Origin of the sequence: Cryobacterium tagatosivorans (genome assembly GCF_004402215.1) — a bacterium.
Taxonomy (GTDB): Bacteria; Actinomycetota; Actinomycetes; order Actinomycetales; family Microbacteriaceae; genus Cryobacterium; species Cryobacterium tagatosivorans.
In genome coordinates, this window is record NZ_SOEZ01000054.1 from 47,458 (window position 1) to 74,110 (window position 26,653).

Annotated in this window: 26 protein-coding genes and 3 tRNA genes; 11 read left to right on the plus strand and 18 right to left on the minus strand. The window is 67.3% G+C overall.

All coding sequences use genetic code 11. The features are described from left to right. Positions 1-49: 49 nt before the first annotated feature. The 4 genes from gyrA to E3O23_RS10700 all read left to right on the plus strand — a co-directional run bounded on the left by gyrA (position 50) and on the right by E3O23_RS10700 (position 3,237). Positions 50-2,560, plus strand: a complete 2,511-nt coding sequence (gyrA, locus tag E3O23_RS10685; RefSeq protein WP_241983448.1) for a DNA gyrase subunit A — start codon at positions 50-52, stop codon at positions 2,558-2,560. After that, on the plus strand, positions 2,553-2,957 hold the full coding sequence (locus tag E3O23_RS10690; RefSeq protein ID WP_134490860.1) for a DUF3566 domain-containing protein: 405 nt from the start codon (positions 2,553-2,555) through the stop codon (positions 2,955-2,957). Before gyrA ends, E3O23_RS10690 begins: the two co-directional genes overlap by 8 nt. Before the next feature lie 96 nt (positions 2,958-3,053). Then, positions 3,054-3,127, plus strand: a tRNA-Ile gene (locus E3O23_RS10695). A 37-nt stretch (positions 3,128-3,164) separates the two neighbouring features. Continuing rightward, positions 3,165-3,237: transfer RNA gene (locus E3O23_RS10700), tRNA-Ala, on the plus strand. 132 nt (positions 3,238-3,369) lie between these two features. On the opposite strand, the gene E3O23_RS10705 is transcribed toward E3O23_RS10700, so the two are convergent. After that, positions 3,370-3,894, minus strand: coding sequence for a hypothetical protein (locus E3O23_RS10705; protein WP_134490862.1), 525 nt, complete (start codon positions 3,892-3,894; stop codon positions 3,370-3,372). 122 nt (positions 3,895-4,016) lie between these two features. On the opposite strand from E3O23_RS10705, the gene E3O23_RS10710 reads away from it, so the two are divergent. Continuing rightward, positions 4,017-4,556 carry a peptidylprolyl isomerase gene (locus E3O23_RS10710; RefSeq protein WP_134490864.1) on the plus strand — a complete coding sequence of 180 codons (540 nt, stop codon included), beginning with the start codon at positions 4,017-4,019 and terminating at the stop codon, positions 4,554-4,556. Positions 4,557-4,568: 12 nt separating this feature from the next. Next, the gene (locus E3O23_RS10715; protein WP_134490866.1) at positions 4,569-5,408 is read left to right on the plus strand and encodes a rhomboid family intramembrane serine protease; all 840 of its coding nucleotides are present in this window, start codon (positions 4,569-4,571) and stop codon (positions 5,406-5,408) included. Positions 5,409-5,490: 82 nt separating this feature from the next. On the opposite strand, the gene E3O23_RS10720 is transcribed toward E3O23_RS10715, so the two are convergent. Beyond that, positions 5,491-5,733, minus strand: a complete 243-nt coding sequence (locus E3O23_RS10720) for a cell division protein CrgA (RefSeq protein ID WP_134490868.1) — start codon at positions 5,731-5,733, stop codon at positions 5,491-5,493. 168 nt (positions 5,734-5,901) lie between these two features. On the opposite strand from E3O23_RS10720, the gene E3O23_RS10725 reads away from it, so the two are divergent. After that, positions 5,902-6,540 (plus strand): anthranilate synthase component II, encoded by a 639-nt coding sequence (locus E3O23_RS10725; RefSeq protein ID WP_134490870.1) that lies wholly within the window; start codon positions 5,902-5,904, stop codon positions 6,538-6,540. A gap of 109 nt (positions 6,541-6,649) precedes the next feature. On the opposite strand, the gene pknB is transcribed toward E3O23_RS10725, so the two are convergent. The 7 genes from pknB to E3O23_RS10760 are packed head-to-tail and all read right to left on the minus strand — an operon-like array spanning position 6,650 to position 15,433. Continuing rightward, positions 6,650-8,347, minus strand: a complete 1,698-nt coding sequence (gene pknB / locus E3O23_RS10730) for a Stk1 family PASTA domain-containing Ser/Thr kinase (RefSeq protein WP_134490872.1) — start codon at positions 8,345-8,347, stop codon at positions 6,650-6,652. A gap of 58 nt (positions 8,348-8,405) precedes the next feature. Next, positions 8,406-10,100 carry a serine/threonine-protein kinase gene (locus E3O23_RS10735; protein WP_134490874.1) on the minus strand — a complete coding sequence of 565 codons (1,695 nt, stop codon included), beginning with the start codon at positions 10,098-10,100 and terminating at the stop codon, positions 8,406-8,408. Beyond that, the gene (locus E3O23_RS10740; RefSeq protein WP_134490876.1) at positions 10,097-11,551 is read right to left on the minus strand and encodes a peptidoglycan D,D-transpeptidase FtsI family protein; all 1,455 of its coding nucleotides are present in this window, start codon (positions 11,549-11,551) and stop codon (positions 10,097-10,099) included. The genes E3O23_RS10735 and E3O23_RS10740 overlap by 4 nt, the downstream gene beginning before the upstream one ends. Next, entirely contained in the window at positions 11,551-12,963 is a 1,413-nt protein-coding gene (locus tag E3O23_RS10745; RefSeq protein ID WP_134490878.1) for an FtsW/RodA/SpoVE family cell cycle protein, read from the minus strand. Before E3O23_RS10745 ends, E3O23_RS10740 begins: the two co-directional genes overlap by 1 nt. Further along, positions 12,947-14,176, minus strand: coding sequence for a Stp1/IreP family PP2C-type Ser/Thr phosphatase (locus E3O23_RS10750; RefSeq protein ID WP_134490880.1), 1,230 nt, complete (start codon positions 14,174-14,176; stop codon positions 12,947-12,949). Before E3O23_RS10750 ends, E3O23_RS10745 begins: the two co-directional genes overlap by 17 nt. A 4-nt stretch (positions 14,177-14,180) precedes the next feature. Further along, positions 14,181-14,729 (minus strand): FHA domain-containing protein FhaB/FipA, encoded by a 549-nt coding sequence (locus E3O23_RS10755; RefSeq protein ID WP_134490882.1) that lies wholly within the window; start codon positions 14,727-14,729, stop codon positions 14,181-14,183. Continuing rightward, entirely contained in the window at positions 14,726-15,433 is a 708-nt protein-coding gene (locus tag E3O23_RS10760) for an FhaA domain-containing protein (protein WP_134490884.1), read from the minus strand. Before E3O23_RS10760 ends, E3O23_RS10755 begins: the two co-directional genes overlap by 4 nt. Before the next feature lie 446 nt (positions 15,434-15,879). Between E3O23_RS10760 and E3O23_RS10765 the strand changes: the two genes are divergently transcribed. After that, positions 15,880-15,963 (plus strand) — tRNA-Leu (locus tag E3O23_RS10765). A 215-nt stretch (positions 15,964-16,178) separates the two neighbouring features. Here the strand turns inward: E3O23_RS10765 and E3O23_RS10770 are convergent. The 5 genes from E3O23_RS10770 to E3O23_RS10790 form a co-directional block, all read right to left on the minus strand. Beyond that, positions 16,179-16,505, minus strand: a complete 327-nt coding sequence (locus tag E3O23_RS10770; protein ID WP_241983433.1) for a MerR family transcriptional regulator — start codon at positions 16,503-16,505, stop codon at positions 16,179-16,181. A gap of 80 nt (positions 16,506-16,585) precedes the next feature. Further along, positions 16,586-17,512, minus strand: coding sequence for a 5'-nucleotidase (locus E3O23_RS10775; RefSeq protein ID WP_134490886.1), 927 nt, complete (start codon positions 17,510-17,512; stop codon positions 16,586-16,588). A gap of 5 nt (positions 17,513-17,517) precedes the next feature. Beyond that, complete coding sequence (gene panD, locus E3O23_RS10780; RefSeq protein ID WP_134491066.1) at positions 17,518-17,931, minus strand: aspartate 1-decarboxylase; 414 nt, start codon at positions 17,929-17,931, stop codon at positions 17,518-17,520. Between the two features lie 16 nt (positions 17,932-17,947). After that, positions 17,948-18,952: a glucose-6-phosphate dehydrogenase (coenzyme-F420) gene (fgd, locus tag E3O23_RS10785; RefSeq protein ID WP_241983434.1), complete on the minus strand. Its 1,005-nt coding sequence runs from the start codon at positions 18,950-18,952 to the stop codon at positions 17,948-17,950. Between the two features lie 151 nt (positions 18,953-19,103). After that, a complete protein-coding gene (locus E3O23_RS10790; RefSeq protein ID WP_338145306.1) occupies positions 19,104-20,750 on the minus strand; it encodes an MFS transporter in 1,647 nt (548 codons plus the stop codon). A 127-nt stretch (positions 20,751-20,877) separates the two neighbouring features. Between E3O23_RS10790 and E3O23_RS10795 the strand changes: the two genes are divergently transcribed. Next, on the plus strand, positions 20,878-21,450 hold the full coding sequence (locus E3O23_RS10795) for a TetR/AcrR family transcriptional regulator (RefSeq protein ID WP_134490891.1): 573 nt from the start codon (positions 20,878-20,880) through the stop codon (positions 21,448-21,450). A gap of 6 nt (positions 21,451-21,456) precedes the next feature. On the opposite strand, the gene E3O23_RS10800 is transcribed toward E3O23_RS10795, so the two are convergent. Further along, positions 21,457-21,843 (minus strand): hypothetical protein, encoded by a 387-nt coding sequence (locus tag E3O23_RS10800; RefSeq protein ID WP_134490893.1) that lies wholly within the window; start codon positions 21,841-21,843, stop codon positions 21,457-21,459. 142 nt (positions 21,844-21,985) lie between these two features. Here E3O23_RS10800 and E3O23_RS10805 point away from each other — a divergent pair, with 142 nt between their 5' ends. Further along, positions 21,986-22,348: a hypothetical protein gene (locus E3O23_RS10805; RefSeq protein ID WP_134490895.1), complete on the plus strand. Its 363-nt coding sequence runs from the start codon at positions 21,986-21,988 to the stop codon at positions 22,346-22,348. 94 nt (positions 22,349-22,442) lie between these two features. Further along, positions 22,443-22,769 carry a DUF7882 family protein gene (locus E3O23_RS10810; RefSeq protein ID WP_134490897.1) on the plus strand — a complete coding sequence of 109 codons (327 nt, stop codon included), beginning with the start codon at positions 22,443-22,445 and terminating at the stop codon, positions 22,767-22,769. Here E3O23_RS10810 and E3O23_RS10815 read toward each other — a convergent pair. The 3 genes from E3O23_RS10815 to E3O23_RS10825 all read right to left on the minus strand — a co-directional run bounded on the left by E3O23_RS10815 (position 22,766) and on the right by E3O23_RS10825 (position 26,580). Further along, on the minus strand, positions 22,766-23,974 hold the full coding sequence (locus E3O23_RS10815) for an EAL domain-containing response regulator (RefSeq protein ID WP_134491068.1): 1,209 nt from the start codon (positions 23,972-23,974) through the stop codon (positions 22,766-22,768). The genes E3O23_RS10810 and E3O23_RS10815 overlap by 4 nt on opposite strands. 105 nt (positions 23,975-24,079) lie before the next feature. Continuing rightward, the gene (locus E3O23_RS10820) at positions 24,080-24,880 is read right to left on the minus strand and encodes a response regulator (RefSeq protein WP_134490899.1); all 801 of its coding nucleotides are present in this window, start codon (positions 24,878-24,880) and stop codon (positions 24,080-24,082) included. Further along, positions 24,871-26,580, minus strand: coding sequence for a PAS domain-containing sensor histidine kinase (locus E3O23_RS10825; RefSeq protein WP_198415175.1), 1,710 nt, complete (start codon positions 26,578-26,580; stop codon positions 24,871-24,873). The genes E3O23_RS10820 and E3O23_RS10825 overlap by 10 nt, the downstream gene beginning before the upstream one ends. Positions 26,581-26,653: the final 73 nt, after the last annotated feature.

Below are 26,653 nucleotides of genomic sequence, written 5' to 3' on the forward strand. Positions count from 1 at the left end.
CGGTGAGAACACGGTCGAGGCCGCGGACGCCGCGGCCGCGGCCAAGTACCTGATCCAGCACGGCAAGATCGACCAGGTCGACCTGCAGCTGGAAATGCAGCGGTCCTACCTCGACTACGCGATGAGCGTCATCGTCGGGCGCGCCCTGCCCGACGTGCGCGACGGCATGAAGCCGGTGCACCGCCGCGTGATCTACGCGATGTTCGACGGCGGCTACCGCCCCGACAAGGCGTTCTCGAAGTGCGCCCGCGTGGTCGGCGACGTGATGGGCCAGTTCCACCCGCACGGCGACTCCTCGATCTACGACGCCCTCGTTCGCCTCGTCCAGCCGTGGAGCCTGCGCTACCCGCTGGCCCTCGGCCAGGGCAACTTCGGCTCCCCCGGAAACGACGGCGCCGCCGCCCCCCGGTACACCGAAACGAAGATGGCCCCGCTCGCCCTCGAGATGGTGCGGGACATCGACGAAGACACCGTCGACTTCCAGGACAACTACGACGGCCGCACGCTCGAGCCGACCGTGCTCCCCGCCCGCTTCCCGAACCTGCTGGTCAACGGCTCGGTCGGCATCGCGGTCGGCATGGCCACGAACATCCCGCCGCACAACCTGCGCGAGGTGGCATCCGGCGCCCTCTGGTACCTCGAGCACCCCGAGGCAACCCGCGAGGAGCTGCTCGAGGCCCTGATCCAGCGGATCAAGGGCCCCGACTTCCCCACCGGCGCCCAGATCCTCGGCATCAAGGGCATCCAGGATGCCTACCGCACCGGCCGCGGATCGATCACGATGCGCGCCGTGGTCAACATCGAGGAACTCCAGGGTCGCACCTGCCTGGTCATCACCGAGCTGCCCTACCAGGTGAACCCGGACAACCTCGCGATCAAGATCGCGGACCTCGTCAAGGATGCCAAGATCACCGGCATCGCCGACATCCGTGACGAGACCTCCGGCCGCACCGGCCAGCGCCTCGTCATCGTGCTCAAGCGCGACGCGGTCGCGAAGGTCGTGCTGAACAACCTGTACAAGCACACCCAGCTGCAGGACAACTTCGGCGCGAACATGCTCGCCATCGTCGACGGCATCCCGCGCACGCTCGCCCTGGACGGCTTCATCACCGCCTGGGTAGCGCACCAGATCGAGGTCATCGTTCGGCGCACCCAGTTCCGCCTGAACAAGGCCGAGGCCGACGCGCACATCCTGCGCGGCTACCTCAAGGCCCTCGACGCCCTCGACGAGGTCATCGCGCTGATCCGCCGCTCGGCGACCGTCGACGACGCCCGCGAAGGACTGATGGCCCTGCTCGAGGTCGACAAGCTCCAGGCCGACGCGATCCTCACCATGCAGCTGCGTCGCCTGGCCGCCCTGGAACGACAGAAGATCATCGACCAGGCCGCCGAACTCGAGCTGCAGATCGCCGAGTTCAAGTCGATCCTGGCCAGCCCGGAGCGCCAGCGCACGATCATCAGCGAGGAACTCGGTGAGATCACCGCCAAGTTCGGCGACGACCGGCGCACCGAGATCATGTTCGGCTTCGACGGCGACATGTCGATCGAGGACCTCATCCCCGAAGAGGAGATGGTGGTCACCGTCACCCGCGGCGGCTACATCAAGCGCACGCGCAGCGACAACTACCGCAACCAGCACCGCGGCGGCAAGGGTGTCAAGGGCGCCCAGCTCCGCGCTGATGACGTCGTGGAGCACTTCTTCGTCACCACGACGCACCACTGGCTGCTGTTCTTCACCAACACCGGCCGGGTCTACCGCGCCAAGGCGTACGAGGCCGTCGAATCCGGCCGCGACGCGAAGGGCCAGCACGTCGCCAACCTGCTGGCGCTGCAGCCGGGCGAGGAGATCGCGCAGATCCTCGACATCCGCGACTACGGGGTGGCGCAGTACCTCACCCTGGCCACGCGAGACGGCCTGATCAAGAAGACCGCCCTCAGCGAGTACGACACCAACCGCACCGGCGGCATCATCGCGATCAAGCTGCGCGAGGGCGACGAGCTCGTGTCCGCGCTGCTGGTCGACGAGGACTCCGACCTGCTGCTCGTGTCCCGCAAGGGCATGTCCATCCGGTTCACCGCGACGGACGAGGCGCTTCGCCCGATGGGCCGCAGCACCTCCGGCGTGATCGGCATGCACTTCCGCGGCGAGGACAAGCTGCTCGACGCATCCGTCGTCTCGGATGACGGCTACGTCTTCGTGGTGACGGAGGGCGGCTACGCCAAGCGCACCGCGGCGGACCAGTACCGCCTGCAGAACCGCGGCGGGCTCGGCATCAAGGTGGCCAAGCTCAACGAGGACCGGGGCGACCTGGTGGGCGCCCTGATCGTCGACGAGGGCGACGAGGTGCTCGTGGTCCTCGCCAGCGGCAAGGTGGTACGCTCTGACGTCGCTGAAGTCCCCGCCAAGGGACGCGACACGATGGGCGTGGTCTTCGCGAAATTTGCGGAGCAGGACAGGATCATTGCCATAGCAAAGAACACCGAACGCAATCTGGTGGCCGAACTGGTTGACGCCGCCCCGGAGAGCGACTCGGAGAAAGCAGAGTCAGTAGATGAGTAGCGTCGCAGAGAAGCTTGCCAAGAAGTCCACCCGCAGGACGTCCACGAAGCAGGTGCGCCTCAAGCTGGTGTACATCGACTTCTGGTCGAGCGTGAAGCTGTCGTTCCTCGTCGCGGTCTGCCTGGCCATTGTCACGATCGTCGCCACGTTCCTGATCTTCACGGTCCTCAACCAGACCATGATCTTCGACACGGTCGACGACCTGTACACCTCGATCGCCGGCGACTCGTCCGACCTGGCGAGCATCCTCTCGCTCGGGAACGTCATGGGCTTCGCCACTGTCGTGGCCGTGCTCAACACGGTCGTCACCACGGCCCTGGGGGCCATTTTCGCCCTGCTGTACAACCTCAGCGTCAAGATGACCGGCGGCCTGCTCGTCGGTTTCACGAACAACTAGTTCCAGAAACACAGTTTCACGTGGAACCAGTCGGATTTCTCCCCTCTCGATTGGGAGAAACCGGCTGGTTCCGGTAGTCTCAAATCTGCCCAATAGGGGGATATAGCTCAGTTGGTTAGAGCGCTTCACTGATAATGAAGAGGTCCCAGGTTCAAATCCCGGTATCCCCACGTGCGTCCTCAAGGTGACTAGTCACCTCAGATTCGCGGGGCCATAGCTCAATTGGTAGAGCGCCTGCTTTGCAAGCAGGAGGTCCGGGGTTCGATTCCCCGTGGCTCCACAAGATAGAAAGCCCCGCCCCCGTATTTCCGGGGCGGGGCTTTCCTCTATTAACCGGGAACCGGCGAATCGGGCGGTTAACGAACCAGGGCCCGTATCCGGAAGATACGGGCCCTGGTCAAGCTTCGGAGGGTTAGTCCTCGTTCGGCACCCGTTCGGGCTCGTCCGCGGCAACCCAGAGCTCGTCGTCGGCACGGAACGTCTGCCAGACGGCGTACGCGACGCCGGCTGCGGCGGCCAGGCCGACGCCGATGGCAATGTACGTGCCGGCGCCCAGGCCCTGCTTCGGGGCGACCACGGGCTTCTGGAAGCGGATCCGGTTCATCGCGGCGCGCACCCGGGCATCCTTCGCCACGTCCCCGACCGACATGACCGTGCCGATGGCGGTGCCGATGCCGGGCAGCACGTCCTCGACCAGGCGGCGGCGAACGCCTTCCGCTACTTCCTGGCCGGCGTGAACCCCGGGGCGCAGGTAGTGTTCGTATCCCTCGCGCACGCGGGGGACGACTTCCTCGCGAGTCAGGCTCCCCGCCTGGCGTGCGGCCTCGCGTGCGATCTCATTCGCGCGGTCGAGAACCTCTTGCTGGTGGTTCCACAGTTCGTCTGCGCTCTTGCGCAGCCGGTCAAGTTCCTTGCGGCGCTTGCGTGACAGGCTCATCTGGACCCTCCATCGATGTCGTGTGGCGAACACACCCATCTTGCCACTGAATCGGCTGGGAGCGCTCTGGGTATCGGATCCGCGTCAGGAGACGCTTATAGTGCTGTGCAAGAATTGCCGTTATGTCTAAGCACACCGCAGTCGCCACCCTGAACACGACCCTCGGACCGATCAAGGTTAACCTCTACGGCAATCACGCGCCGAAGACGGTCAAGAACTTCGTCGGCCTCGCCACCGGCGAGATCGAATGGAAGCACCCGGCCACCGGCCAGACCTCGAAGACCCCTCTCTATGACGGCACCGTCTTCCACCGCATTATCAAGGACTTCATGATCCAGGCCGGCGACCCGCTGGGCCAGGGCACCGGTGGACCCGGTTACCAGTTCGACGATGAAATCAACCCGGAGCTCGACTTCACCCAGCCCTACGTGCTCGCCATGGCGAACGCGGGCATCCAGGGCGGCCGCGGCACCAACGGTTCGCAGTTCTTCATCACCGTCGTTCCGACCACCTGGCTGCAGGGCAAGCACACCATCTTCGGCGCCGTCGAGGACGCCGATTCCCGCGCCATCGTCGAGAAGCTGGCCACGGTCCCCACCGATGGCCGCGACCGCCCGCTCTCCGATGTTCTCATCGAGAGCGTCACCGTCGAACAGGTCTAGGCACCACCCCAGATGACCGACCTGCCCGGACCCGCCGCGAACTACTGCTACCGGCATCCGGGCAGGCAGAGTTTCATCCTCTGCCAGCGCTGCGGGCGCACGATCTGCCCCGAGTGCCAGACCCAGGCCGCCGTGGGCGTGGTCTGCCCCGAGTGCATGAAGGAGCAGCGCCGCAACGCCCCGCGCACGAAGCCGGCCGTGTTGACCCGGCTGACGGGCAGCGGTGCCCCGGTCGTCATGTACAGCCTGATCGGCGTCACGCTCTTCGTCTTCGTGCTGCAGCTCATTCCGGGCCTGGGCCTCACCGACCGGTTCTTCTACGCCGGGATCTTCTCCTACCCGGGCTTCTTCGAGCCCTGGCGGATGCTCACCAGCGTCTTCCTGCACTCGACCGGCTTCATCTTCCATGTCCTGCTGAACATGTACATGCTGTGGATCTTCGGCCCGCAGCTGGAGGCGATGCTCGGACGCTGGCGCTTCCTCGTGCTCTACCTGCTCGGCGGGCTGGCCGGGTCCCTGGGGGTGCTGTTCCTCGCCGACCCGCGCGTCGGCGTCGTGGGGGCATCCGGGGCCATCTTCGGGCTGGTGGGCGCCATGCTCGTCATCCAGCGCCGCCTCGGCGGCAACACCACGCAACTGCTGGTGCTCCTGGGCATCAACTTCGTCATCGGGTTCCTGCCGGGGGTCAACATCGCCTGGCAGGCGCACCTCGGCGGCCTGGTCGGCGGCGCGATCCTGGGACTGATCTTCGTGCAGACCCGGCAGCGCTCCCAGGCAAAACTGCAGATCGCGCTGGTCGTGCTCTTCGCCGCGGTCCTGATCGCCCTCAGCTGCGTGAAACTACTGGCCTAGAGGCCCGCGGAAAAGTTATCCACAGGACTTTCCACATGGGGATAATTACACCGGTGTAATTGGTCCGCAAAAATGGGGACAGTCAGCGCCAGCGAGTGGTCATCAGGAAGCCGATGAAGGCGATCCCGAAGCCGACCAGGATGTTCCACGAGCCGAGCGCCGGCACCGGGAATCCGCCCTGGCTCACGTAGAAGACGATGATCCAGGCGAGGCCGAGGAGCATGAAGCCGAACATGACCGGCTTGAACCAGACCGGGTTCGGGGCGTCTTCGGAGCGGGTAACCACGTCGCGTGCGGGCTTGGTGCGGGGGTTTGTGCGAGCCATGCCTGAGATTCTATCGTCACCGGCTGGGCGGGCCCAGCTCCGCCGTTCGGGGAATGCGCGGCGGGGGCCCGATTAGAATTGCATCATGACCGAATCGGCAGAGCCTGCCGCCCTGCCCGCCGTGGCGGAGGCGGTCATCAACAACCAGGAAGCGACGGTGGGCGGCTGATGACCCGCATTCTTGTCCTCGACAACTACGACAGTTTCGTTTACACCCTCAACGGGTACCTGATGGAGCTCGGCGCGGAGACAGAGGTGCTGCGAAACGACGCGTTCGACGCGTCGGAGGCGGCCGAGCGGCTCTCCCACTTCGACGGCGTGCTCGTCTCGCCCGGGCCCGGGAAGCCGTCCAACGCGGGCGTCTCCATCCCGATTGTCGAGGCCGCGTTCGCGTCCGGCACGCCCCTGCTCGGGGTCTGCCTGGGCCACCAGGCGATCGCTGAGGCCTTCGGGGCCACGGTGACCAATGCCGACGAGCTCATGCACGGCAAGACGTCGCTGATCACGCACGATGACAGCGACTTCTACGAGGGAGTTCCGCAGCCGTTCACGGCGACCCGGTACCACTCGCTCGCCGTGGTCGATTCGACGGTGCCGCCCGAGCTCATCGTCACCTCGCGCACGCAGGGCGGCGTGATCATGGGACTGCGGCACGAGTCGGCGCCGATCTTCGGCGTGCAGTTCCACCCCGAGTCCGTGCTGACCGAGGGTGGCTACCGGATGATCGGCAACTGGCTGGCCCTCGCCGGCCTGCCTGAGGCCCGCGAGACCGCCAAGGGCCTCACCCCGCTCGTCAAGCTCAGCTGACCCCTCCGCGCGCCTCCGCGCCTCTCCCCCGCCCCGCACATCCCGCGAAACCGCAGTTGTGCGCGCTAAACAGCAGGTTTAACGCGCACAACTGCGGTTTCGCGGGAGTTTAGCCGGCGCAGTAGGTGAGCGCGACCTCGGACTTCTGGGGCACGTCACCGGCGGCCAGGGACTGCTTGATGACCGGGGAGCCATCCTCCTGGGCGCAGGTCTTGTCCGGCGTCGGGACGGGCACCAGCTGAAGGTCCTGTGAGGTGAGCAGGTCGCTCGCCGCGCTGAGCGACTGGCCGGTGAGGTCCATGAGCGTCACGAGTCCGCTGGAGACGACATAGTTGACCGTGGAGCCGGCCTGGACCGTGCTCTCGGCTTCGGGGTCGGTGTTCAGCACGATGCCGGCGGCCACCGTCGGCGAATTCTCCTTGGTGACCGAGCCTGATTCGAGCCCGGCCGCCTTGATGGCGGCTTCCGCGGCCTCGACGGCCTGGTTGGTGACATCCGGGATCTCGACTGGCTGGGCGCCCGTCGATACGTAGACCTTGATCACCTCGGCCGGCTGGACGATTGTGCCGGCGGGCGGGTCGGTGCGAATGACCTCGTCCTTCGGAACGGTGGCGCTGGCCTCCTCGGCCTTCGTGGCGGCCAGATCCAGGTCGAGCAGCGTGTTCTGCGCCGCGTCGTAGTCCTGCCCGGCCAGGGCGGGCACCTTGCGCGAGCTGTCCGGGATGTCGGCGCTGGGCGTGAGGCTGAACACCCAGAACATCACCGAGATCACGATGACGATCACGGCGACGATTCCGGCCCAGATCCAGCTGACCGGCGGGCGGCGCTGGGTGCGCACCATCGTCTGGTCCTCGGCGAGCTGCTTGAGGGCCAGCTCCGAGCTGGAGGCGACGACCGGCGCCGGGCCGAACAGGCCGGCGGCCGTCTCGTCGAGCGGCCGGTGGACCGGGACGTGCCCGGCGGCGGCGGTTTCGACATCCGTGCGGAACTCGACGGCGCTCTGGTACCGGGCGAAACGGTCCTTGGCCAGCGCGCGCAGCACGACGGCGTCGAGGGCCGGCGAGACCTTCGGGTTGACCGAGCTCGGCTTGACCGGGATCTCGCTGACGTGCTGGTACGCGACGGCGACGGGGGTGTCGCCATGGAACGGCGGTCGTCCGGTGAGCATCTCGAACAGGACGACGCCGGTGGAGTACAGGTCGGTCCGGGCGTCGACCGATTCGCCCTTGGCCTGCTCCGGGGAGAAGTAGGCGGCCGTGCCGAGGATCGCCGTGGTCTGGGCGACAGTGGTCGCCGAGCTGGAGATAGCCCGGGCAATGCCGAAGTCCATCACCTTGACCTGGCCGGTCCTGGTGATCATGATGTTGCCTGGCTTGATGTCGCGGTGCACCACGCCGGCCCGGTGCGAGTACTCGAGCGCCGTGAGGACGCCCTCGATGATGCGCACGGCCTCGGCGGATTCGACCGGGCCCTCGCGGATGATGTCCTTGAGCAGGCGCCCGTCCACGTGCTCCATGACGATGAACGGAACCTGGGCCTCGTGGCCGCCCGGCTCGGTCACCGTCTCCTCCCCGGCGTCGAAGACGCGCACGATGGTGGGGTGGGCCATCCGGGCGGCGGCCTGGGCCTCCTGCCGGAAGCGGGTGCGGAACGCGGGGTCGGTGGCCAGGGTCGACTTGAGGAGCTTGATCGCCACGGTGCGCCCGAGGCGCGAATCCGTGCCGACGTGCACATCCGCCATACCGCCGCGGCCGATGAGCGCGCCTACGCGGTAGCGTCCAGCGAGCAAACGGCCAACCTCAGTCAATGCAGCACTCCCAGCTCCCGAACACAATCCCGCCTATGTTACCCGCACCGCGCACGCGCTACGGCGCGGCCGTGACGTCCACCTTGTTCGACGCCGTGGAGTACTCGGACGGGAACCCACCGCAGAGGTAGCGGAACTTCACGGTGAACGTGCCCGCACCCGGACCCGTTGTGATGGTCGCCGTGGTGGCGTCCGGCGCGGACGGAGCCGGTGAGGTCGCGCCGGTTCCTTCGACGAGCACCTCATAGCCGGTCAGGGTCTGGCCGCTGGGGCAGGACTGGGCCGTCCAGGTCACGACCACGTCGGTGCCGGCCACGGCCGTCGCCGGGGCAACGGTCGGCGCGGTGGTCGGCGCATCCGGCGAGGGGGCCGCGACGTAGTACTTGACCGTGATCTTCGTGCCCTTCTGCACCGTCCCGGTGGGGTTGACGTCGTAGACCCGGTCGACCTTGTCCGGGGCGTCGGCGATGTTCCCGGCAACCATGTCGGCGACGAGGCCCAGGCCGACGAGCTTGTCGCGTGCCTCGGCGCTGGTCAGGCCGACGAAGTCCTTCGACAGCACGCTGACGGCGGTGCTCGTGGGCGTCGGCGTGGGCGTCGGCGTCTTGCTCGGCGTCGGCTTCGGGCTGCTCGACGTCGACGTGGGCGTCGCCGGCGGGGTGTCATTGCCCTGCGTGAACAGGGCGATCAGCGTTCCGGTGAGCACGATGGCCAGCAGCGCGATGAGGGCGATGAGCGGCCACGTCCACGGGCTGCGCTTCTCCTTCTTCGTCGCGGCCGCCGCGGCGGCGGCTTCCGCTCGGGTTCCGGGCGCTCCCGTCGTCGGAAGCACGGTCGTGGCCTGGTCGGATCCGGCACCGGGCATGAGCATGGTCGCCGAGGTCGGCGTGATCCCGGCCATGACGGCGGGCACGGATGCCGCGGCGGCCGCGACATCCCCCCGGCGCAGCGCCGTCGCGGCGCGGGCCAGGTGCGCGGCGGAGGCCGGCCGGTCGGCGGGGTTCTTGGCCAGGCAGGAAATGACAAGGTTGCGCACCGGCTCGGACACGGTGGTCGGCAGGTCGGGCGCGGTCTCGTTGATCTGGGCCATGGCGATGGCCACCTGCGACTCGCCCGTGAACGGGCGGCGGCCGGCGAGGCTTTCGTAGGCGACGATGCCGAGGGAGTAGATGTCGGTGGTCGGCGAGGCCGACTTGCCGCTGGCCTGCTCCGGGGAGAGGTACTGCACGGTGCCCATGACCTGGCCGGTCGCGGTGAGCGGAACCTGGTCGGCGATCCGGGCGATGCCGAAGTCGGTGATCTTGACGCGGCCGTCCGGGGTGATCAGCAGGTTGCCCGGCTTGATGTCGCGGTGCACCAGCCCGGCGGCGTGCGCGGCGTGCAACGCCGCCGCGGTCTGGGCGACGATGTCGAGCACCTTGTCGGTGGACAGCACATGCTCGCGTTCGAGGATGGTGGAGAGGGCCTCGCCGGGGACGAGCTCCATGACCAGGAAGGCGCTGCCTTCCTCTTCCCCGTAGTCGAAGACGTTGGCGATGCCCTCGTGGTTGACCAGCGCGGCGTGACGGGCCTCGGCGCGGAAACGTTCGAGGAAGCCCGGGTCGCCGAGGTATTCGTCCTTGAGGATTTTGATCGCCACGGTGCGGCCGATGACGAGGTCGGTGGACTGCCACACCTCGCCCATGCCGCCGATGGCGATCCTGGACTGCAGCTCGTATCGTCCCCCGAAGGTGAGCCCTGCTGTGGGTCTCATTTCTCCAACACCGCCTCTAGTACCTTTTGTGCAACCGGTGCGGCAAGGAGATTGCCGTACCCTGCCTGGCCGAGCCCCCCGCCATCCTCGATCAGGACAGTGATGGCAAACTGCGGGTCTTCCGCGGGTGCAAATCCAGTGAACCACAGGGTGTACGGCAGGTCCTTGCCGTTCTGTGCGGTTCCCGTCTTTCCGGCCACGTCAACCCCGTCTATTCTTGCATTGCTCGCGGCGCCGTCATTGACTCCGTTGACCATCATTTGGGTCATGGTCGCGGCCGTTTCGGGGCTGATAACCGTGGCCATCTCCTTCGCCTGGAAACTCTCCAGCGGGCTCAGGTTCGGGGCCAGGATCTCGTCGACGAGGTTGGGTGCCATCGCGACGCCGCCGTTGGCGATGGTGGCCGAGACGATCGCCATCTGCATCGGGGTCGCGCGCACGTCGTACTGGCCGAAGGCGGACAGGGCCGTCTGCGCCTTGTCCAGGTTGCGGGGGTAGACGCTCTCGGCGACAGACATCGGGATCGCGTGGGTGGAGTTGAAGCCGAACTTCTCGGCCATCTGGCGAATCGCCTCGTCGCCCAGCTGCAGTCCCAGTTCGGCAAACGGGATGTTGCAGGAAAGCCGCAGCGCCGTGGCCAGGGTGACGGTGGCGCCGCCGCCGCAGGTGCCCCGGCTGGAGTTCGTGACCACGGCCGTGGAGCCCGGCAGGGTGAGCGCCGCGGGGTTGGGGAACGTGCTTTCGGGGGTGTACTTGCCGGACTCGAGCGCGGCGGCCGTCACCACGAGCTTGAACACGGAGCCCGGAGGGTTGAGGTCGCCGCCGATCGCCCGGTTGAACAGCGGATCCTTGGGGTCGTCGAGCAGCGCCTGGTAGGTCTCGGTGACCTGCTTGTTGTCGTGCACGGCGAGCGTGTTGGGGTCGTAGCCGGGCTTGGAGACCATGGCGAGGATGCGGCCGGTCTTCGGTTCGGTCACGACGACCGCCCCGGTCAGGTCGCCGAGGGCGTCCCAGGCGGCCTGCTGCGCCACTGGGTCGATCGTGGTGCCCACGGCCGCGCCGCGGGGCTTCTGCCCGGTGATGATCGAGCTGAGCTTGTCGAAGAACTGCGAGTTGGACGTGCCGGTGAGTTCCGCGTTGAGGGAGTGCTCCAGGCCCGTCGGCGAGCCGTTGATCGGGATGAACCCGGTCACCGGCGCGTACAGCGGACCGTTGCTGTAGGTGCGGAGGAATTTGTAGTCGTCGTCGACCGGCACCGACTCGGCGACGGGCTTGCCGTCGACGAGGATGGCGCCGCGTTCAACCTGGAAGCTGTCGTAGAGCGTGCGGGTGTTGCGGGCGTCCGCGGCGAGGTTGTCGGCCTGGAAGGCCTGCACCACCGTGGTCGACGTGAGCAGGGCGATGAACATGAGCAGCACAACAAGGCTCACGCGCTTGAGTTCGCGATTCATCAGACCACCAGCCTGGGTTGGTTGCGCACCGTGTCGGACAGGCGGAGCAGGAGCGCCGCGATGATCCAGTTGGCGACGAGGGAGGACCCGCCGGCGGCCAGGAACGGGGTGGTCAGGCCGGTGAGCGGGATGATGCGGGTGACACCGCCGATGACGATGAAGCACTGCAGGGCGACGACGAAGGCGAGGCCCACGCCGAGCAGCTTGCCGAAGTCGTCCTGGCCGGCGAAGCCGATGCGGAAACCGCGGGCGACGAAGAGCAGGTACAGGGCGAGGATCGCGAACAGGCCGGCGAGGCCGAGCTCTTCGCCGAGGCTGGCGATGATGTAGTCGCTCTGCGGAACCGGGGTGATGTCGGGTCGACCCTGGCCGAGGCCGGTGCCGATCAGGCCGCCCTTGGCGAGCCCGAACAGGCCCTGCACCAGCTGGTAGCTGCCGCCGGGCGCGGCGTAGACATCCGGGTTCATCGCGTCGAGCCAGTTGGTGAAGCGGCCGTTGACGTAGCTGAGGGTCTGGCTGGCGATGACCGCGCCGCCGATGAACAGGGCCAGGCCGAGGATGACCCAGCTGAGCCGCGCGGTGGCGAGGTAGAGCATGACGAGGAAGAGGCCGAAGTAGAGCAGCGCGGTGCCGAGGTCGTGCTGGAAGATGATGACCGACATCGACAGGGCCCAGACCACGAGGATCGGGCCGAGGTCGCGCAGGCGGGGGAAGTGCATGCCGAGGAACCGCTTGCCGACCATGGACAGGCTGTCCCGGTTGCGCACGAGGTAGCCGGCGAAGAAGATCGCGAGGGCGATCTTGGCGATTTCACCCGGCTGGAAGGTGGCGAACGAGCCGATGCCGATCCAGACGCGGGCGCCGCTGACCTCCCGGCCGAGGCCGGGAACGAGGGGTAGCAGGAGCAGGACCACGGCGGCGAACCCGGCGATGTAGGTGTACCGGAAGAGCACGCGGTGGTTGCGGATGACCAGCAGCACGGCGATCGCGCAGGCGATCGCCAGCGCACTCCAGATGGTCTGCCGCACCGAGGCGCTGTCGATGCCGCTCTGGTGGTTGGCCACGTCGATGCGGTAGATCATCGCGATCCCGATGCCGTTGAGCAGGGTGACGATCGGGAGAATGAACGGGTCGGCCTGGGTCGCGACGATGCGCAGCACGATGTGCAGCGCGAAGACGAGGACGGACAGCCCGGCGCCGAACAGCACGAGCGAGGTGTCGATCCGGCCGAGCGCGCCGAGCTGCACGAGCACCACCGCGGCCCCGTTGATCGCGCAGGCGATGATCAGCAGGAAGAGTTCGAGGTTGCGCAGCTTCTGCGGGAGGTGCAGGCGCTTGAATGCGCCCGTCCGCGGTTGCGACCGCCGCGCGGACGTGTCCGCCGGGGCCGCCGGGTTACTTGTTGCTGGCATTTTGGAGCCGTTCGACGATGAGTTTCGCGTCCTCGAGGGAGGATGCGCTGATGGTTTCCTCGACCTGTTCCCGGTCATAGACCCGGAGTTCGGAGATTTCGAGGTTGGTGTCTTCGTAGACGCTGGAGAGCTGGATCGGGCCGAGGTCCTGGTTGACGCCCCGGTAGATGGCGACGGTGCTGCCCTCGACGCCGACGAAGTACCGGGTCTGGGTCCACTGGTAGCCGAGGAGGGCGGCACCGCCGATCGCGACGATAAGCAGGATGATCGCGGTCAGCCAGGTGATCTTGCGCCGGCGTGCTCGCCGTTCGTCTTCCTCGATCAGTTCGGACAGGTAATCCTGCGAGTCCGGTTCGAAGTGGGTCTCGCGCACGGGGTGCAGGCGCAGGGCGGGCAGACGCAGCGCCCGGCCCCTGGCCGGTTCCTCACCGAACGCGAGCGCCCCGGCCGCCGAGCCCACCACGACCGGGGCGTCGGTGCGCTCGTCCTCCGGCCCGATGTCGACGATGACGATCGTGACGTTGTCGGGGGCGCCGCCGTCGAGGCTTTCCTTGACCAGCCGGTCGGCGACGGCCTGGGCATCCGCGCCGCTGGACAGGGCGGCGCCGATCGACGAGTGGGACACGACGCCGGTCAGCCCGTCGGAGCAGAGCAGCCAGCGGTCGCCGGTGCGGGTGGCGAGGATGGAGGTGTCGACCTCCGGCGCGGACTCGACGTCGCCGAGCACCCGCATGAGCACCGAGCGACGCGGATGCACCATGGCCTCCTGCTCGGTGATCCGGCCGCTGTCGACGAGGCGCTGCACGAAGGTGTGGTCGATCGTGATCTGCGACAGTTCGCCGTCCCGCAGCAGGTAGATGCGGGAGTCGCCGATGTGGGCGATCGCGACCTGGTCGTCGAGCACGACGAGCGCGCTGACGGTCGTGCCCATCCCGGTGAGTTCGGCGTGCTCGAACACCGTCTCGGCGATCTGTGAGTTGGCCGCGATGAGCGCCGCCTGCAGGGCGAATTCCGCTTCCGCGGCGGACTGGTAGGGCTTGTCCGCCTCGATGACGCGTTTCGTGGCGATGGCGGAGGCGACGTCGCCGCCGGCGTGGCCGCCCATCCCGTCGGCGACAATGAACAGCGCGCGGCCGGCATAGCCGGAGTCCTGGTTGTTGGACCGGATCTTGCCAACATGGGACGCGGCTGCGCTGTGACTCACTGTCGCCATGGACTTACCGCCGAAGCTCGAAGCTGGTTGCGCCAATCTTGACCGTGGTGTTCAGGGGAACGGGGGTGGGCACCGCAATGCGGCTCCCGGCCAGGAAGGTGCCGTTGGTCGAGTCGAGGTCCTGGATCATCCAGTCGTCATGCCACAGCATCAGCCTGGCGTGGTGGGTCGAGGTGTAGTCGTCACGGATGACGAGGCTGGAGTCGCCGGAGCGCCCGATCGTGATCGGCTCTCCGCCGAGCGGGAACTCGGTGCCCGCCTTCGGGCCGGAGGTGATCACGAGCCGGGTCGCGCTCTGCGCGGTCGCCTTCTCGGTTCCGCCGCTGTCGGGCGACACGACGGGCCGGGAGACGGCCTCGGTGGGCGCGGTCGCGGAGGCGGGGAAAACCGGGGACGGCGCGGGGGCCGCTGCCGCGGCATCCGGCTGCATCTTGCGCGCCCGCTGGCCGAACAGGTCGCTGCGGAGCGCGTAGACGATGCCGAAGATGAAGAGCCAGAGCAGGAGCAGGAAGCCCAGGCGCAGCACGAGGAGGGTGAGTTCGCTGACGCTCATGCGCTGGGCCCCCAGAAGCCGGCGGCCTTGCCGGCCGGGCCGGCCTGCGCGACGACGCGGAAGACGATGCGGGTGCGCCCGATCGTGACGACCGAGTCGGGCTCGAGGGCGGCCTTCTTGACCGGCTCGCCGTTGAGCTGCGAGCCGTTGGTGGAATCGAGGTCGTGCACCTGGGCGCGGGAGCCGTCCCAGAGGATCTCGACGTGGCGGCGCGAGGTGCCGCTGTCATCGACGGTGATGTCGGCGTCGCTGCCGCGGCCGATGACGGTGCGGGCCTTGACGATCGGGTGGCGCTTGCCGTTGATCTCGAGCACCGGCGTCCAGGCGATGTTGCCCTTGAGGTTGCTGGAGTCGATCTGCACCATGCCGACGCTGAGGCCGGAGTCCTCGGCGAGGGTGATCTCGACGGCGCCGGCGAACTGGTAGCGCTGCTCGCGGGCGTGCTGCTCGACCAGCTGGGTGAGTTCGTCGATGAGGGTCGGGCCGATCCCGGTCATCCGGGAGAAGTCGGCGCGCGCCAGCCGCACGGTGAAGCGGTTGGGCGCGAGGATGCGGTCGCGCGAGACGACGGCGGCCTTGGTGTCGAGCTCGCGCCGAAGCGCCGAGGTGATCTCCACCGGCTGCACGCCCGACTTGAAGGTCTTCGCGAAAGCGCCGTTGACGGCGCGCTCCAAGCCCTTTTCAAAGTTGTCCAGTATGCCCACAGGTCTCCCGATCCGATCCGTTTGGCTATGAGCATGTTACTTGGCTCACGTGTTAACTCGCCTGAAGGGCGGTTGAGCGCACGAAATGTCATCTTACGGGCGCGGTCGTTGCGCAGCCTATTTCGCCGCGGTCGCCACTGCCGTCCCGGTCGCCCTGCCGGGGGAGCCGGAGGTGGGTTCGGCCATCACCGGACACCCCCGAAGTGCGCCCGATGTTCTCCCACGCGCACAACTCCTCCAATTCGGTGCCGCCGCCGGGCAGGCCCCGCGGAATCACGCGGATCCTCGGAGTTGTCCGGTGATTCTGGAGGAGTTGTGCGCCCCAGGGTCGCATGTCGGGGTAGCGCGTCGGAAGCCCCCGGTGAGCGGTGGCGGAGGCCGGCGAACCGTGCAAGCGGGCCTCATGGCGAAAACAGGCATCTGAAAGTGCTAGCATTTCTAAGTTCGCGCGAGTGGCGGAATTGGCAGACGCGCTGGCTTCAGGTGCCAGTGTTCGAAAGGACGTGGGGGTTCAAGTCCCCCCTCGCGCACAGCGGGTTGATTGCTAAATAGGTTGAATCTATTTGCGAAACCCAGTCGGACAAGAAAGGCCCCCGAGCAATCGGGGGCCTTTCGTTTACAGACTGCGATGTTCCTTCCGCAGGCAGTGCCCGCCGCGTGCCTGGCTGAGCCCCTCGAATGAGCGAACCGGGAACGACACGAGAAGCTGACGTTGACGTCAGCTTCAAGTCCGGGGACGGATGGGTTAGGCCACGACGGCGACGGCCGTCCTGGACGCCGCGGCGATCACGTCGTCAAGCCGATCGCGGGCGGTCTGCAGCGCTCCGACTCGTTCATCGAGCCGCGCTCGTTCGTTCACGAGCATCTCGCGCTGCTCCTCGGTGGTCATCCCGGTGTCCATGCACGGCAGAAGGTCGGCGATCCGGCGGCTCGACAAACCGGCCGCGTACATCTGCTGGAAGAACACCACCTGGCCGACCGCGTCCTCCCGGTATTCCCGCTGACCGCCCGAGGTGCGCTCGCTGGCGAGCAGCCCCTTCTCTTCGTAGTAACGAAGCGCGCGAACGCTCACCCCGCCCGTCGCGCAAGCTCGCCGATCCTCATCGCTGTGCTCCTGACGCTCCAACCTCACGTGGACGTCTGGTTCCAAGGCTACCGATTGGTGACACCAAAGGGCACGTGGACGCTGGGGACGACCCGGGAGGCGGCATCCAGATGGCTTGTTTGATCATCAAAGAAGATGTGAGGCTTCAGGATGGCCAGGACATCCGCCTTCTCGAGGCCACCGAGAAAGAAGGCGTCGTTGACCGTGACGCCCCACTCCTTCAGGCTCCGAATGGCGCGCTCGTGCGCCGGAGCACTGCGTGCCGTCACCAGTGACACATGCACCCGCATGCGGTAGCTCGGGTTGGCGAGCTTCAGCTCATCTTCCCGCCTCTGGATCCGGTTGATTCCGGCCAGGAGATCCCGGAGGAGGCCCCGGGACAGCGGCTCCCACAGGTGAGCCACCTCGTGGTCGTGAAACGCCGCGAGGCCGCTCTCCGTGTTGACGCGCTCAGCGCCGTCGTCCGCCAGGACGCCGTCAAAGTCGAAGGCGATGCGGAGATCGTTGCTGTCGTCGCTCGAGCAGGTGGCGTCGAGAACCTGGCCGGCCGGGTGGCCAAGCTCGACCGCCCTGCGGACGTCCGCGTGATCCGCCGAGAGGAAGAGGGCCATTTTGAACGCCGGCATGAATTTGTGCGGCGAGCTGCCCTGCATGAAGACCGCCCGGGTGATCGGGAGGTCATGGTGGGCAATCGATCGCATGACCCTCAGGCCGGTATCCGGATCGTTCTTCGACAGCACGATGACCTCGACATACGGGGCCGCCCCCTCGTCCGCCAGGTCGTTCAGGGCCAGGAGCCGCTTGATGAAGGGGAAGGCGACGCCCGGCAGCAGGGGTTCCGCGATGTTCTCCTCCTGGAAGCGTCGGTACGCCTCCTCGCCCTCGATTTGGAACACCGCGTCGGACTCCGCGAGGTCGAAGAGCGCGCTCGAAGCGATTCCGATCACGAGTTGGTCACTCAGATCGTGCGGCATCCGGATTAGTGGGCGGCCAGCGGCGGTGGCAGGAGTCCCTCGACGAGCGATCCGGCCGGGTCCGAGTCGACCAGAAGGATGCGATTGCGCTCGTCCACGTGGACGACGGACGGCACGAAGACTCGTGCTTCGTCCGTGCTCATCTGGGCATAGGAGATGATGATCACGAGATCGCCGGTGTGGGCCAGTCGCGCGGCCGCGCCGTTCACGCCAATAACCCCGCTGCCGCGCTGCCCGGCAATCAGGTAGGTCTCGAACCTGTTCCCGTTATTCACGTTCACGATGCTCACCAACTCACCCGGCAGGAGGTCCGCGGCATCGAGGAGGTCCAGGTCCACGGTCAGCGATCCCACATAGTGCAGGTCGGAGTGCGTCACGGTCGCGCGGTGAATCTTGGATTTGAACATTGTGCGCTGCATTGCCATGAAGTGGTCCTCAGCCGAGCGCGCGAAGCCGCGGGGCCAGGTCGCGCTCGAAGAGCCCGAGGAAGCGTTTCTGGTCGTGGCCGGGGGCGTGGAAGACGAGGTGGTTGAGGCCGGCGTCGAGGTAGGGCTTGATCAGCGCGACGGCCTCGTCGGGATCGGAGGAGACGATCCAGCGTTTGGCCACTTGCTCCAGGGGGAGCGCGTCGGCGGCCGCTTCCATCTCGATCGGGTCCTGGATCGAGTGCTTCTGCTCGGCGGTGAGCGAGAGCGGGGCCCAGAACCGGGTGTTCTCCAGCGCGGTATCGTGATCGGTGTCGTAGGAGATCTTGATCTCGATCATCCGGTCGATGTCGGCCAGGTCGCGGCCGGCCTTGTCGGCGCCCTCGGCGACGGCGGGCAGGAGCTTCTCGGTGTAGAGCTCCATGCCCTTGCCCGAGGTGCAGATGAATCCGTCGCCCGCACGCCCGGCATAGCGCGCGACGACCGGGCCGCCCGCGGCGACATAGACGGGGATGCCACCCTCGGGGACGTCGTAGATCGACGCACCCTTGGCCTTGTAGTACTCGCCGTCGAAGTCGACCCGGTCGCCGACCCAGAGCTCGCGCATGAGGTCGACGGCCTCGCGGAGGCGCGCGAAGCGCTCCTTGAACTCGGGCCATTCGCCGTTGAAGCCGGTCGCGATCTCGTTGAGCGCCTCGCCGGTGCCGACGCCGAGAAAGATCCGGTCAGGGTAGAGGCAGCCCATCGTGGCGAACGCCTGGGCGATCACGGCCGGGTTGTAGCGGAACGTCGGGGTCATCACCGAGGTGCCGATCTGCACCCGCTTGGTTCGTTCGCCCACCGCGGTCATCCAGGCGATGGAGAACGGTGCGTGCCCGCCCGTGTGGCGCCAGGGCTGGAAGTGATCGCTGACGGTGACGCTGTCGAGCCCGTGCTCTTCGGCCAGGACTCCCAGCTCGACCAGTTCGCGCGGCCCGAATTGCTCCGCCGACGCCTTCAACCCCAGTTTCAACACTGTGCCTCCTGATCGATACCGCTCGAGCAGCTGGAGCATCCGTCAATCACACGGTTGCGCACCGACAGCGATCCTGCTCCACTCATTCTGCAGTGCTGATCGCCTGCACGGTAACCGCGCCGATCTCGTCGGGCCTTCCCCGGCCAGGTGTCTACCTGGCGTCGGTGGCCGCCCGGGCCGCCGGTACGGCCTCGTCCTCGCGGCGCATCGGTGGAAGCGCGATGGTCGCGAGCAGGCCGAGGAGGATGATGCCGGCCGCGCTGAGCGTCGTGATCCGGGCGGCGGTCACCATGGCGGACTCGGCCGCGGACTGAATCGCCGGGCCTTCAGGCAGCGACCCGAGCCCGGGAATTGCGGCGCCCGCCGACCCCTTGACGATCGACACGGCCTGGTCTCGGGAGGCCTCGGAGAGGCCGGGCACCGACGCGAGATTGGCGGCCGTCGAGACGGCGAGCGTCGACACGAGCAGAGTGCCCAGCACGGCGATGCCGAGCGCCGACCCCAACTGGCGGAAGGTGCTCTGCAGGCCGGATGCCTGCCCGCTCTGGCTGACCGGAACGTCGGCGAGGATCACGCTCGTGAGCTGGGCCGTGGCCATCCCGACGCCGACCCCGTAGAGGAACAGCCAGGCCGCAAGGAGCCACGCGCTCGGCGTGAGGCCGATGCTCAGGCCGAGCCCGGTGATGGCGACGGCCTCGAGCAGCAGGCCGACGCGCACGGTGCCTCGGCCGCCGAGCCGGCGGGTGAGCTGGGCCGAACCGCCGGAGATGAGGAAGGTGCCGATTGCGAGGGCCAGGATGAGCAGTCCTGTCTCCAACGCGGTGTAGCCGAGGGCGCCCTGCAGGAACAAGGGCAGGGCGAAGAGCATCCCGAATTCGCCGAGGGCCACGACGAGGGCGGCGATGCTGCCGTAGCGGAAGCTGCGGATGCCGAGCAGCGTCAAGTCGAGCAGGGCCGGTTTGCCGGCGCGTGCCCTGGCCCGCTCGACGAGCACGAAGGCCCAGAGCATGATCACGCCGAGCGCGAAGGCGACCGGCACCGGAGAAAGCGCCCAGGTCCAGTGGAAGCCGCCGAGGGTGAGCTGTTCCGTGGTCGTCCACCAGCCGTAGCGCTGGCCCTCGATCAGTCCGAAGACGACCGCGCCCAACCCGAAGACGGAGAGGAGGACGCCGGCCACGTCGGCGCCGCGTGCGGCGTGCGGGTCTTTCGTCTCCGGAACCCAGAGGAGGGCGCCGACCAGCACGACGATCGCGATCGGAACGTTGATCAGGAAGGCCCAGCGCCAGCTGAAATCGGTGGTCAGCCAGCCGCCCACGAGTGGACCGACGGCGGCCATGCCGCCGATCGTCGAGCCCCAGATCGCGAAGGCGATTCCGCGCTCCCGCCCGGTGAAGAGTGCGTTGACGGTCGAGAGGGTCGCGGGCAGGATCATGGCCCCGCCGACGCCCTGCAGGAGTCGGGCCGCGACCAGGGTCGCGCCGGAGTCCGACAGGGCGGCCAGCACGCTCGCGATGCCGAAGATCACGATGCCGATGATGAGCAGCCGTCGCCGGCCGTAGATGTCGCCGATCCGGCCGACCGTGATCAACAGCGATGCGAAGACCAGCGCGTAGACGGAGTTGACCCATTCGGCGTCGGCTGCCGTCAACGAGATGTCCCGGATCAGGACGGGCAACACGACATTGACGACCGTCGCGTCCATGATGATGATGGACACCGCCAGTGCGATGATCGGCATGGCCTTCCAGCGCTTGGGATTCAGTGTGGCGTCGGCTGGGCGGGCAAGCGCGTCGGTCACGGTCGATCCTTCTCTTTTCTTCATCGGTCGGGTGCCGATTTGCTGACAGTAATGTCAGCATCCTAGACCCTCGCCACGCGGCCTCGTAAACTGGGCGTGGAACAGTCATCGCGCGGAAAGGCCGGACATGCCCAGGATCTCCGCCCCGACCGTCGCCGAGCACCGCGTTCGCCAGCGCTCCGCGCTCCTGCAGGCCGCGAGCGGGTTGCTTGTGAGCGGTGGCGTGAGCGCGGTCACGCCTGCGGCCGTAGGCGCCGCGGCGGGACTGTCGCGGCCCAGCGTCTACCAGTACTTCACCTCCGGCGCCGATATTCTCGCCGCCGTGATCGAGGATGCCTTCCCGCGCGCCAACGCGACGCTCCGGGAGGCCCTGGCCCGGGCGAACGGACCGCGCGAGACTCTCGACGCATACGTACGGGTGACCCTGGGCCTCGCGGCCGAGGGGGCGCACCGCCCGGCCGCGGCGCTGGCCGCGGCGCAGCTTCCCCCGGACTGCCTGGCCCGGCTCGCCGAGTTGCACCACGAACAGGCGGCGCCCTTCATCGAGGCGCTGCGGGAACTCGCCGTGCCCGAACTCGAGATCACCGCGCGGCTCCTCGGAGGCGCACTCGAGGCGGCGATGGCCGCGATCGAAGCGGGGGCGCCCCTGGCCGTGGTCACCGAGCGCACACTGGCGCTGGTGCGCTCGGCAGTCGGCTAGACCCGCTCAGACCGAATCGTTCGGGGGAATGTCCTCGTTCCGTCCGATGTTCGGATCGAGGGAATCCGCGGCCTGGTGCTGTTCGCTCGAGTTGACGCGAAGGTCGGCCGCGTCCGCCTGGCGTTGCGCGGCCTCCCGGCGGAGCCGTTCGGCCTCGACCTGCGCCTGCTCCGCGTCCGCCCGGGCGCGGCTCGCCTGGGCCTCGGATTCCCGGGCGGCGAGTTCGGTGTCCTGCGCCTTGAGGCGCAGCTCCGCGGCGCGGGCCGCGTCCTGCTCCTGCTCTTCCCGCAGGGCCTGCTCGCTCCGCCGGCGTGCGATGACGACGATCACCCCGACCAGCGCGAGGATTCCGATGAGCCCGAAACCCCACAACAGCGTGGTTTGTGTGTCCATTGTTGCTACCTCATTCCGTGTTCGTGACAGGTGATGCCCGGCAAACATGAAAGGCGGACCGCCAACGCGGAGCCATCGGCTGATCTAGATAATAGGCCGCTTTGCCCGCCCCGGGGCCCGGGTCGGCGGCTAGTGTCTAAGCATGAAACGCATAACCTACGCGGGCGGTTCGATCGTCACCGGCAGCGCCGTCACCGATGCGCTGCTCGAGTTCGCCACGAACGTCGCCAGTGACTCCAGCAGCGTGGCGGTGGATGTCCCGGTGCTCGAGGAGGACGGAACCACGACCATCCACACCCTGCTGCTCGGCCCCGGCATGCAGTTCGACGTGTCGGACGTCGAGCTCCTGTCCGCGGACGAGGAGGAGAGGCTCTTTCCCGTGCCCGACCTGCCGCAGATCGGGATCGTTGCCGTGTCCAGGCCGTCCGTGCAGGCCGACAAGGATGCCGCCGCGTTCAACCGCGAGGTGGCCAACATCGAGAATGGCCTCAGCCACGAACAATGACCCTGGTTTCGTGGGAGACTCCGACTAATCGACATCGCACCCGCACCGTGTCGAGGCCTTCCCTTCACCCGAACCTAATGAGATGAGGAATCCGTTGGGTAAATTCATTTACGGAACGCCGTCCATCACCGTCGACTTCGACGATCGCGTCCTCGCGCACCTCAAGGTTGTCATCGTCGCCAAGCTCCGCCGGGGCGAGAGCTTCACCTTCTCCTGGGAGAACTCCGCGGCATCCGGAAGCGGCCACAGCTCCATCTGGCTGCACCCGGCCATTCCCCTGCAGTTCGAGTTCTTCGGCAGCAAGGAGCCTAGCCTCAACCGCGCCTGGCTGGAGGAGCTCGTGCGGCTCTCGAACACTCCCGCCGGGCTCCGGATCACACCCGAACCGACCGAGCCAGAGGGCGCTCCGCGCAAGTCCTAGGAGACGTCGTCCGCGAATTCGCGCACGCGCTGGCGCCAGGTCGGAATCCACCCGGCGAGATCAGCGGCCGGCATCGGTCGGGCAATGAAATAGCCCTGCGCCAGGGCGCATCCCGTGTCGCGCACCAGGTCCCAATCGTCGCGATCCTCCACCCCCTCGGCAACGACCTCCATGCCGAGAAGCTTGCCCAGGCCCAGGCTGGTCGCGTAGATCGCGCGTAAGGTCTTGTCGCGCGAGGCGCCGTGCACGAAACTACGGTCGATCTTGAGCTCGTCGAACGGGAAGTCGCGGAGCTGGCTCAACGAGGAGTGCCCGGTTCCGAAATCATCGATCGAGAGCCGGAACCGTTTCATCCTCAGCCGGGTCAGGACCTCCAGCGGCGCACGCTGGTCGAGCATCAGTCGGCTCTCCGCCACCTCCAGGATTATGTCCTGCGGCACCACCCCCGCGGCCGCCACAGCCCCGGCGACGAAGTCCGCGAAGGCGACCGACGAGAAACTGTCCATCGAGAGGTTGACCGCGACGCGGAGATTCAGCCCGGCTTGGCGCCAGGCCGTCGCCTGGGCCAGGGCGCCGGTCAGCACGACCAGAGTCAGCTCATCGATGAGTCCGTCGTCCTCGGCGGTCCCGATGAACTGGTCGGGCAAGACGAGCCCGTCCGCCGGATGCCGCCAGCGGACGAGGGTTTCAACCCCGACAACGTCGCCGGAGGCGACGTCGACCTTGGGCTGGTAGTAGTTCGTCAGTTCGCCGTTGGCTATGGCGGTGCCCAGTTCGCCGGCGCCGTAGATCTTCCTCGGCGCGTGAGGAGCCTCGGACGGTCTCCACCGGTCGGTCATCGCGGCCAGCCCGGACAGGGAGACCGGCTTGCTCAATTGGCCGAGAACCGTGATCCTGTGCGCCTGGATCAGGTGCTCCGTCGACATCATGACGCGTTCGTCTTCGCCGCTGACCAGGATGACGCTGCCGGAGTAGCCGTGCTCGACCAGCTTTCGGACGAACTCGATGCCGTCCATTCCCGGCATGTTCAGGTCGAGCAGGATCAGATCCGGCGGCATCGGGGAGCCGATGAGTCCGAGAGCCTCCACGCCGTTATCGCAGGCCGTCACCTCGGTGAAGCCCAGTTTCGCCAGCATGAGGGCCAGCAGTTTGTGGATGAAGGTTTCATCATCGAGGATCAGGATGCGAATCGTGCTTCTGGTCATGTTCACGTCGGTGCTCTTGTTCGCTTGGTACGACTTTCTTCCTGCGTGCGTCCTGGTACGGGGGCTGGGTACGAGGTTGTTGCTACGGACTTCTCGGTGCGGGTTTCAGGGGAGTCTGTGGCCTGGCGGCAGGGAATCAAGGAAAGCGTTCACTGCGCCGAGTTCCTGCTCGAAGAGTGGCAGCAGTGTGGCCAGCTCATGGGTGCTGTGCGACCGACCTGCTGTCTCCATGGCTGCGCAGAGTTCGCCGAGGGCCAGGGCGCCGACGGCACGAGCGGAGGACTTGAGCTTGTGGGCCTGCTCCCCGGCGCGAGCCGGCTCCCCGTTCTCGCATGCGGCGGCCAATTCCTCGGCGATCGCGATCGCGCTCGTGCGAAAGTCGCCGAACAACTCGCGGATGACGACCGGATCGTCGCCGACGAGGCCCTCGAGGATCCTCACGTCCACGGCCGGGCCGGGTTCCCCGGCACCGAAGTGCGGCATCTCGCCTGCCTCGGGCGGGACGACCGGGGACGGCGTCTCCGGGGCGGCCCCGGCCCGGCCCGGCGCCAGGAGGGAATCGATCACCTCGTACAGTTCCTTGTACCGCAGCGGCTTGGTGATGTACGCGTCGCACCCGGCCACGCGCGACTTCTCCCGGTCCGCCTGCATCGCCATCGCGGTCAACGCGATGATGGGGATGGCAGCGGTGGTCGGATCGCCCTTGAGCAGGACGGTCGCCGCAAGCCCGTCCATCCCGGGGAGCTGCACGTCCATCAGGACCAGGTCGGGCCCATTCGCGCGCGCCAGGGTCAGCCCGGTTTCCGCATCGGCGGCCGTCAGCACAGTGTGCCCGGCGCGCACCAGGAGCAGGGTGGCGAGCTTCATGTTCGCGAGATTGTCCTCGACGATCAGGATCAAGGCCATGGCGGCCCTTCGGCGGGGCGAGGCGCTGCGACGACCGGCCGATCCTGCGCGTCCAGGGGCAACCAGGCCGCGAAGCGAGCGCCTTCGCCCGCCGCGCTGGCCACGGCAACGGTTCCCCCGTGCAGTTCCGCCAGCTGTTTCACCATGGCCAGCCCCAGGCCGGTGCCCTCGAATTTGCGCGCGAGGCCGCTGTCGATCTGGTTGAAGGCCTGGAAGAGCCTCGTCATGTCCCGTTCGGAGATGCCGCTGTCCTCGACGCTGATCTCCAGGAACTCGTCAGATCCATTGTCGGCGAGGGGAAACGCGTGCACTGGCCAGGTCCCGGGGAGAGTGCCGACGACGTCGCGCGGGACGCGTCGCGCACGCACGACCACACGACCGCCGGTTGCGCTGAACTTGACGGCATTCGCGAGCAGATTGTAGACGATCTGCCGGGTCTTGCGCAGGTCGAGCCGCGGGGCTCCGAGGTCGGGCGGCGAGTCGATCTCCAACTGGATTCGGTGTGCGGCGGCCTTCTCCCTGACGATCGAGAGGCTTCCGAGCAGCAGGCTGGTCACGTCGACCGGCTCCAGTTCGAGCGCCATCATTCCGGCTTCAACCTTCGACAGGTCGAGGATGTCGTTGATCAGGGAGAGCAGGTGCTGTCCGCTCGTGAAGATATCGCCGATGTACTCCGACTGGGTGGCGCTCACGTCACCGATCAGGCCGTCCTTTAGCGCCTCGGAGAAGCCGATGATGGCGTCCAGCGGCGTGCGAAGCTCGTGCGACATGGTCGCCAGGAACTCGGACTTCATCCGGCTGGCATGCTCAAGCTCGATGTTGGTTTCCTGAAGCGCGCGCTCGAAGGTCTTGCGCTCGGTCACGTCGCGCGCCGCGGCGACCACGCCCCGCAGCGTGCGCTCGCGGTCATGGAAGGTTGCCGCGTTGTAGGACACCACGGTCTCTTCACCGCTCAGGGCACGCACGGTCAGCTCGTAGTTGCTGACCTTGTTCTCGGTGAGCACGCGCTTGGTCGCGGCATCGGCCCGAATCGGGTCGGTGCGGCAGGGCGCGCCGATCAGTTCATCGCGGGTGCGCCCGGTGAGCGCAATCATCTGCTGGTTGACGTCGGTGATGATGCCCTGCGGGTCTGTCGTCATCAGCGCATCGATATTGGATTCGATCAACGAGCGAGTGTAGAACTGCTGGTCGCGTATCCTCTGGTCGAGCAGCGCCTGCGCGGCCTCGACCTGCCTCCGGGCGGTGTTGTCGGTGCCGATGAGCAGGTAGCCGATGATGGTTTCCGCGGCGTCGCGCAGGGCGGTGACGGAGACGATCGCGGGGAAGCGGCTGCCGTCCTTGCGCACGTAGGTGAGTTCGTAGATGTCCTCGATGCCGCGGGAGGCCTTGAAGACGAGGGCCTCGAATCCGGGGGTGATCGGTGTGTCGAGTTCGAGGCTGAGGGCGCCGGCCCTGGCGATCAGCTCCTGGGGGTCGGAGATGTCGGCCGGAGTGATCTGGTTGACGACGTCGGACGCGGCGTAGGCGAACATTCGTTCGGCGCCGACGTTGAAGATCTGGATGACGCCGTGGGCGTCGGTGGCGATGCTGGAGAAGTTGGCACTGTTGAAGATCGCATCCTGCAGGGCGCCCGTCTTGAGCAGCGCGTTCTGGCGTCGCAGCTCTCGCAGTTCTCGCAGGCCGGAGTCGACTTTCGGCACATTTCCTCCCGCCCACAGTCAGACTTCAGAGCCGGCCCGGAGCGGGCAAGGGGGGAAAGTTGCCACCGAGTTT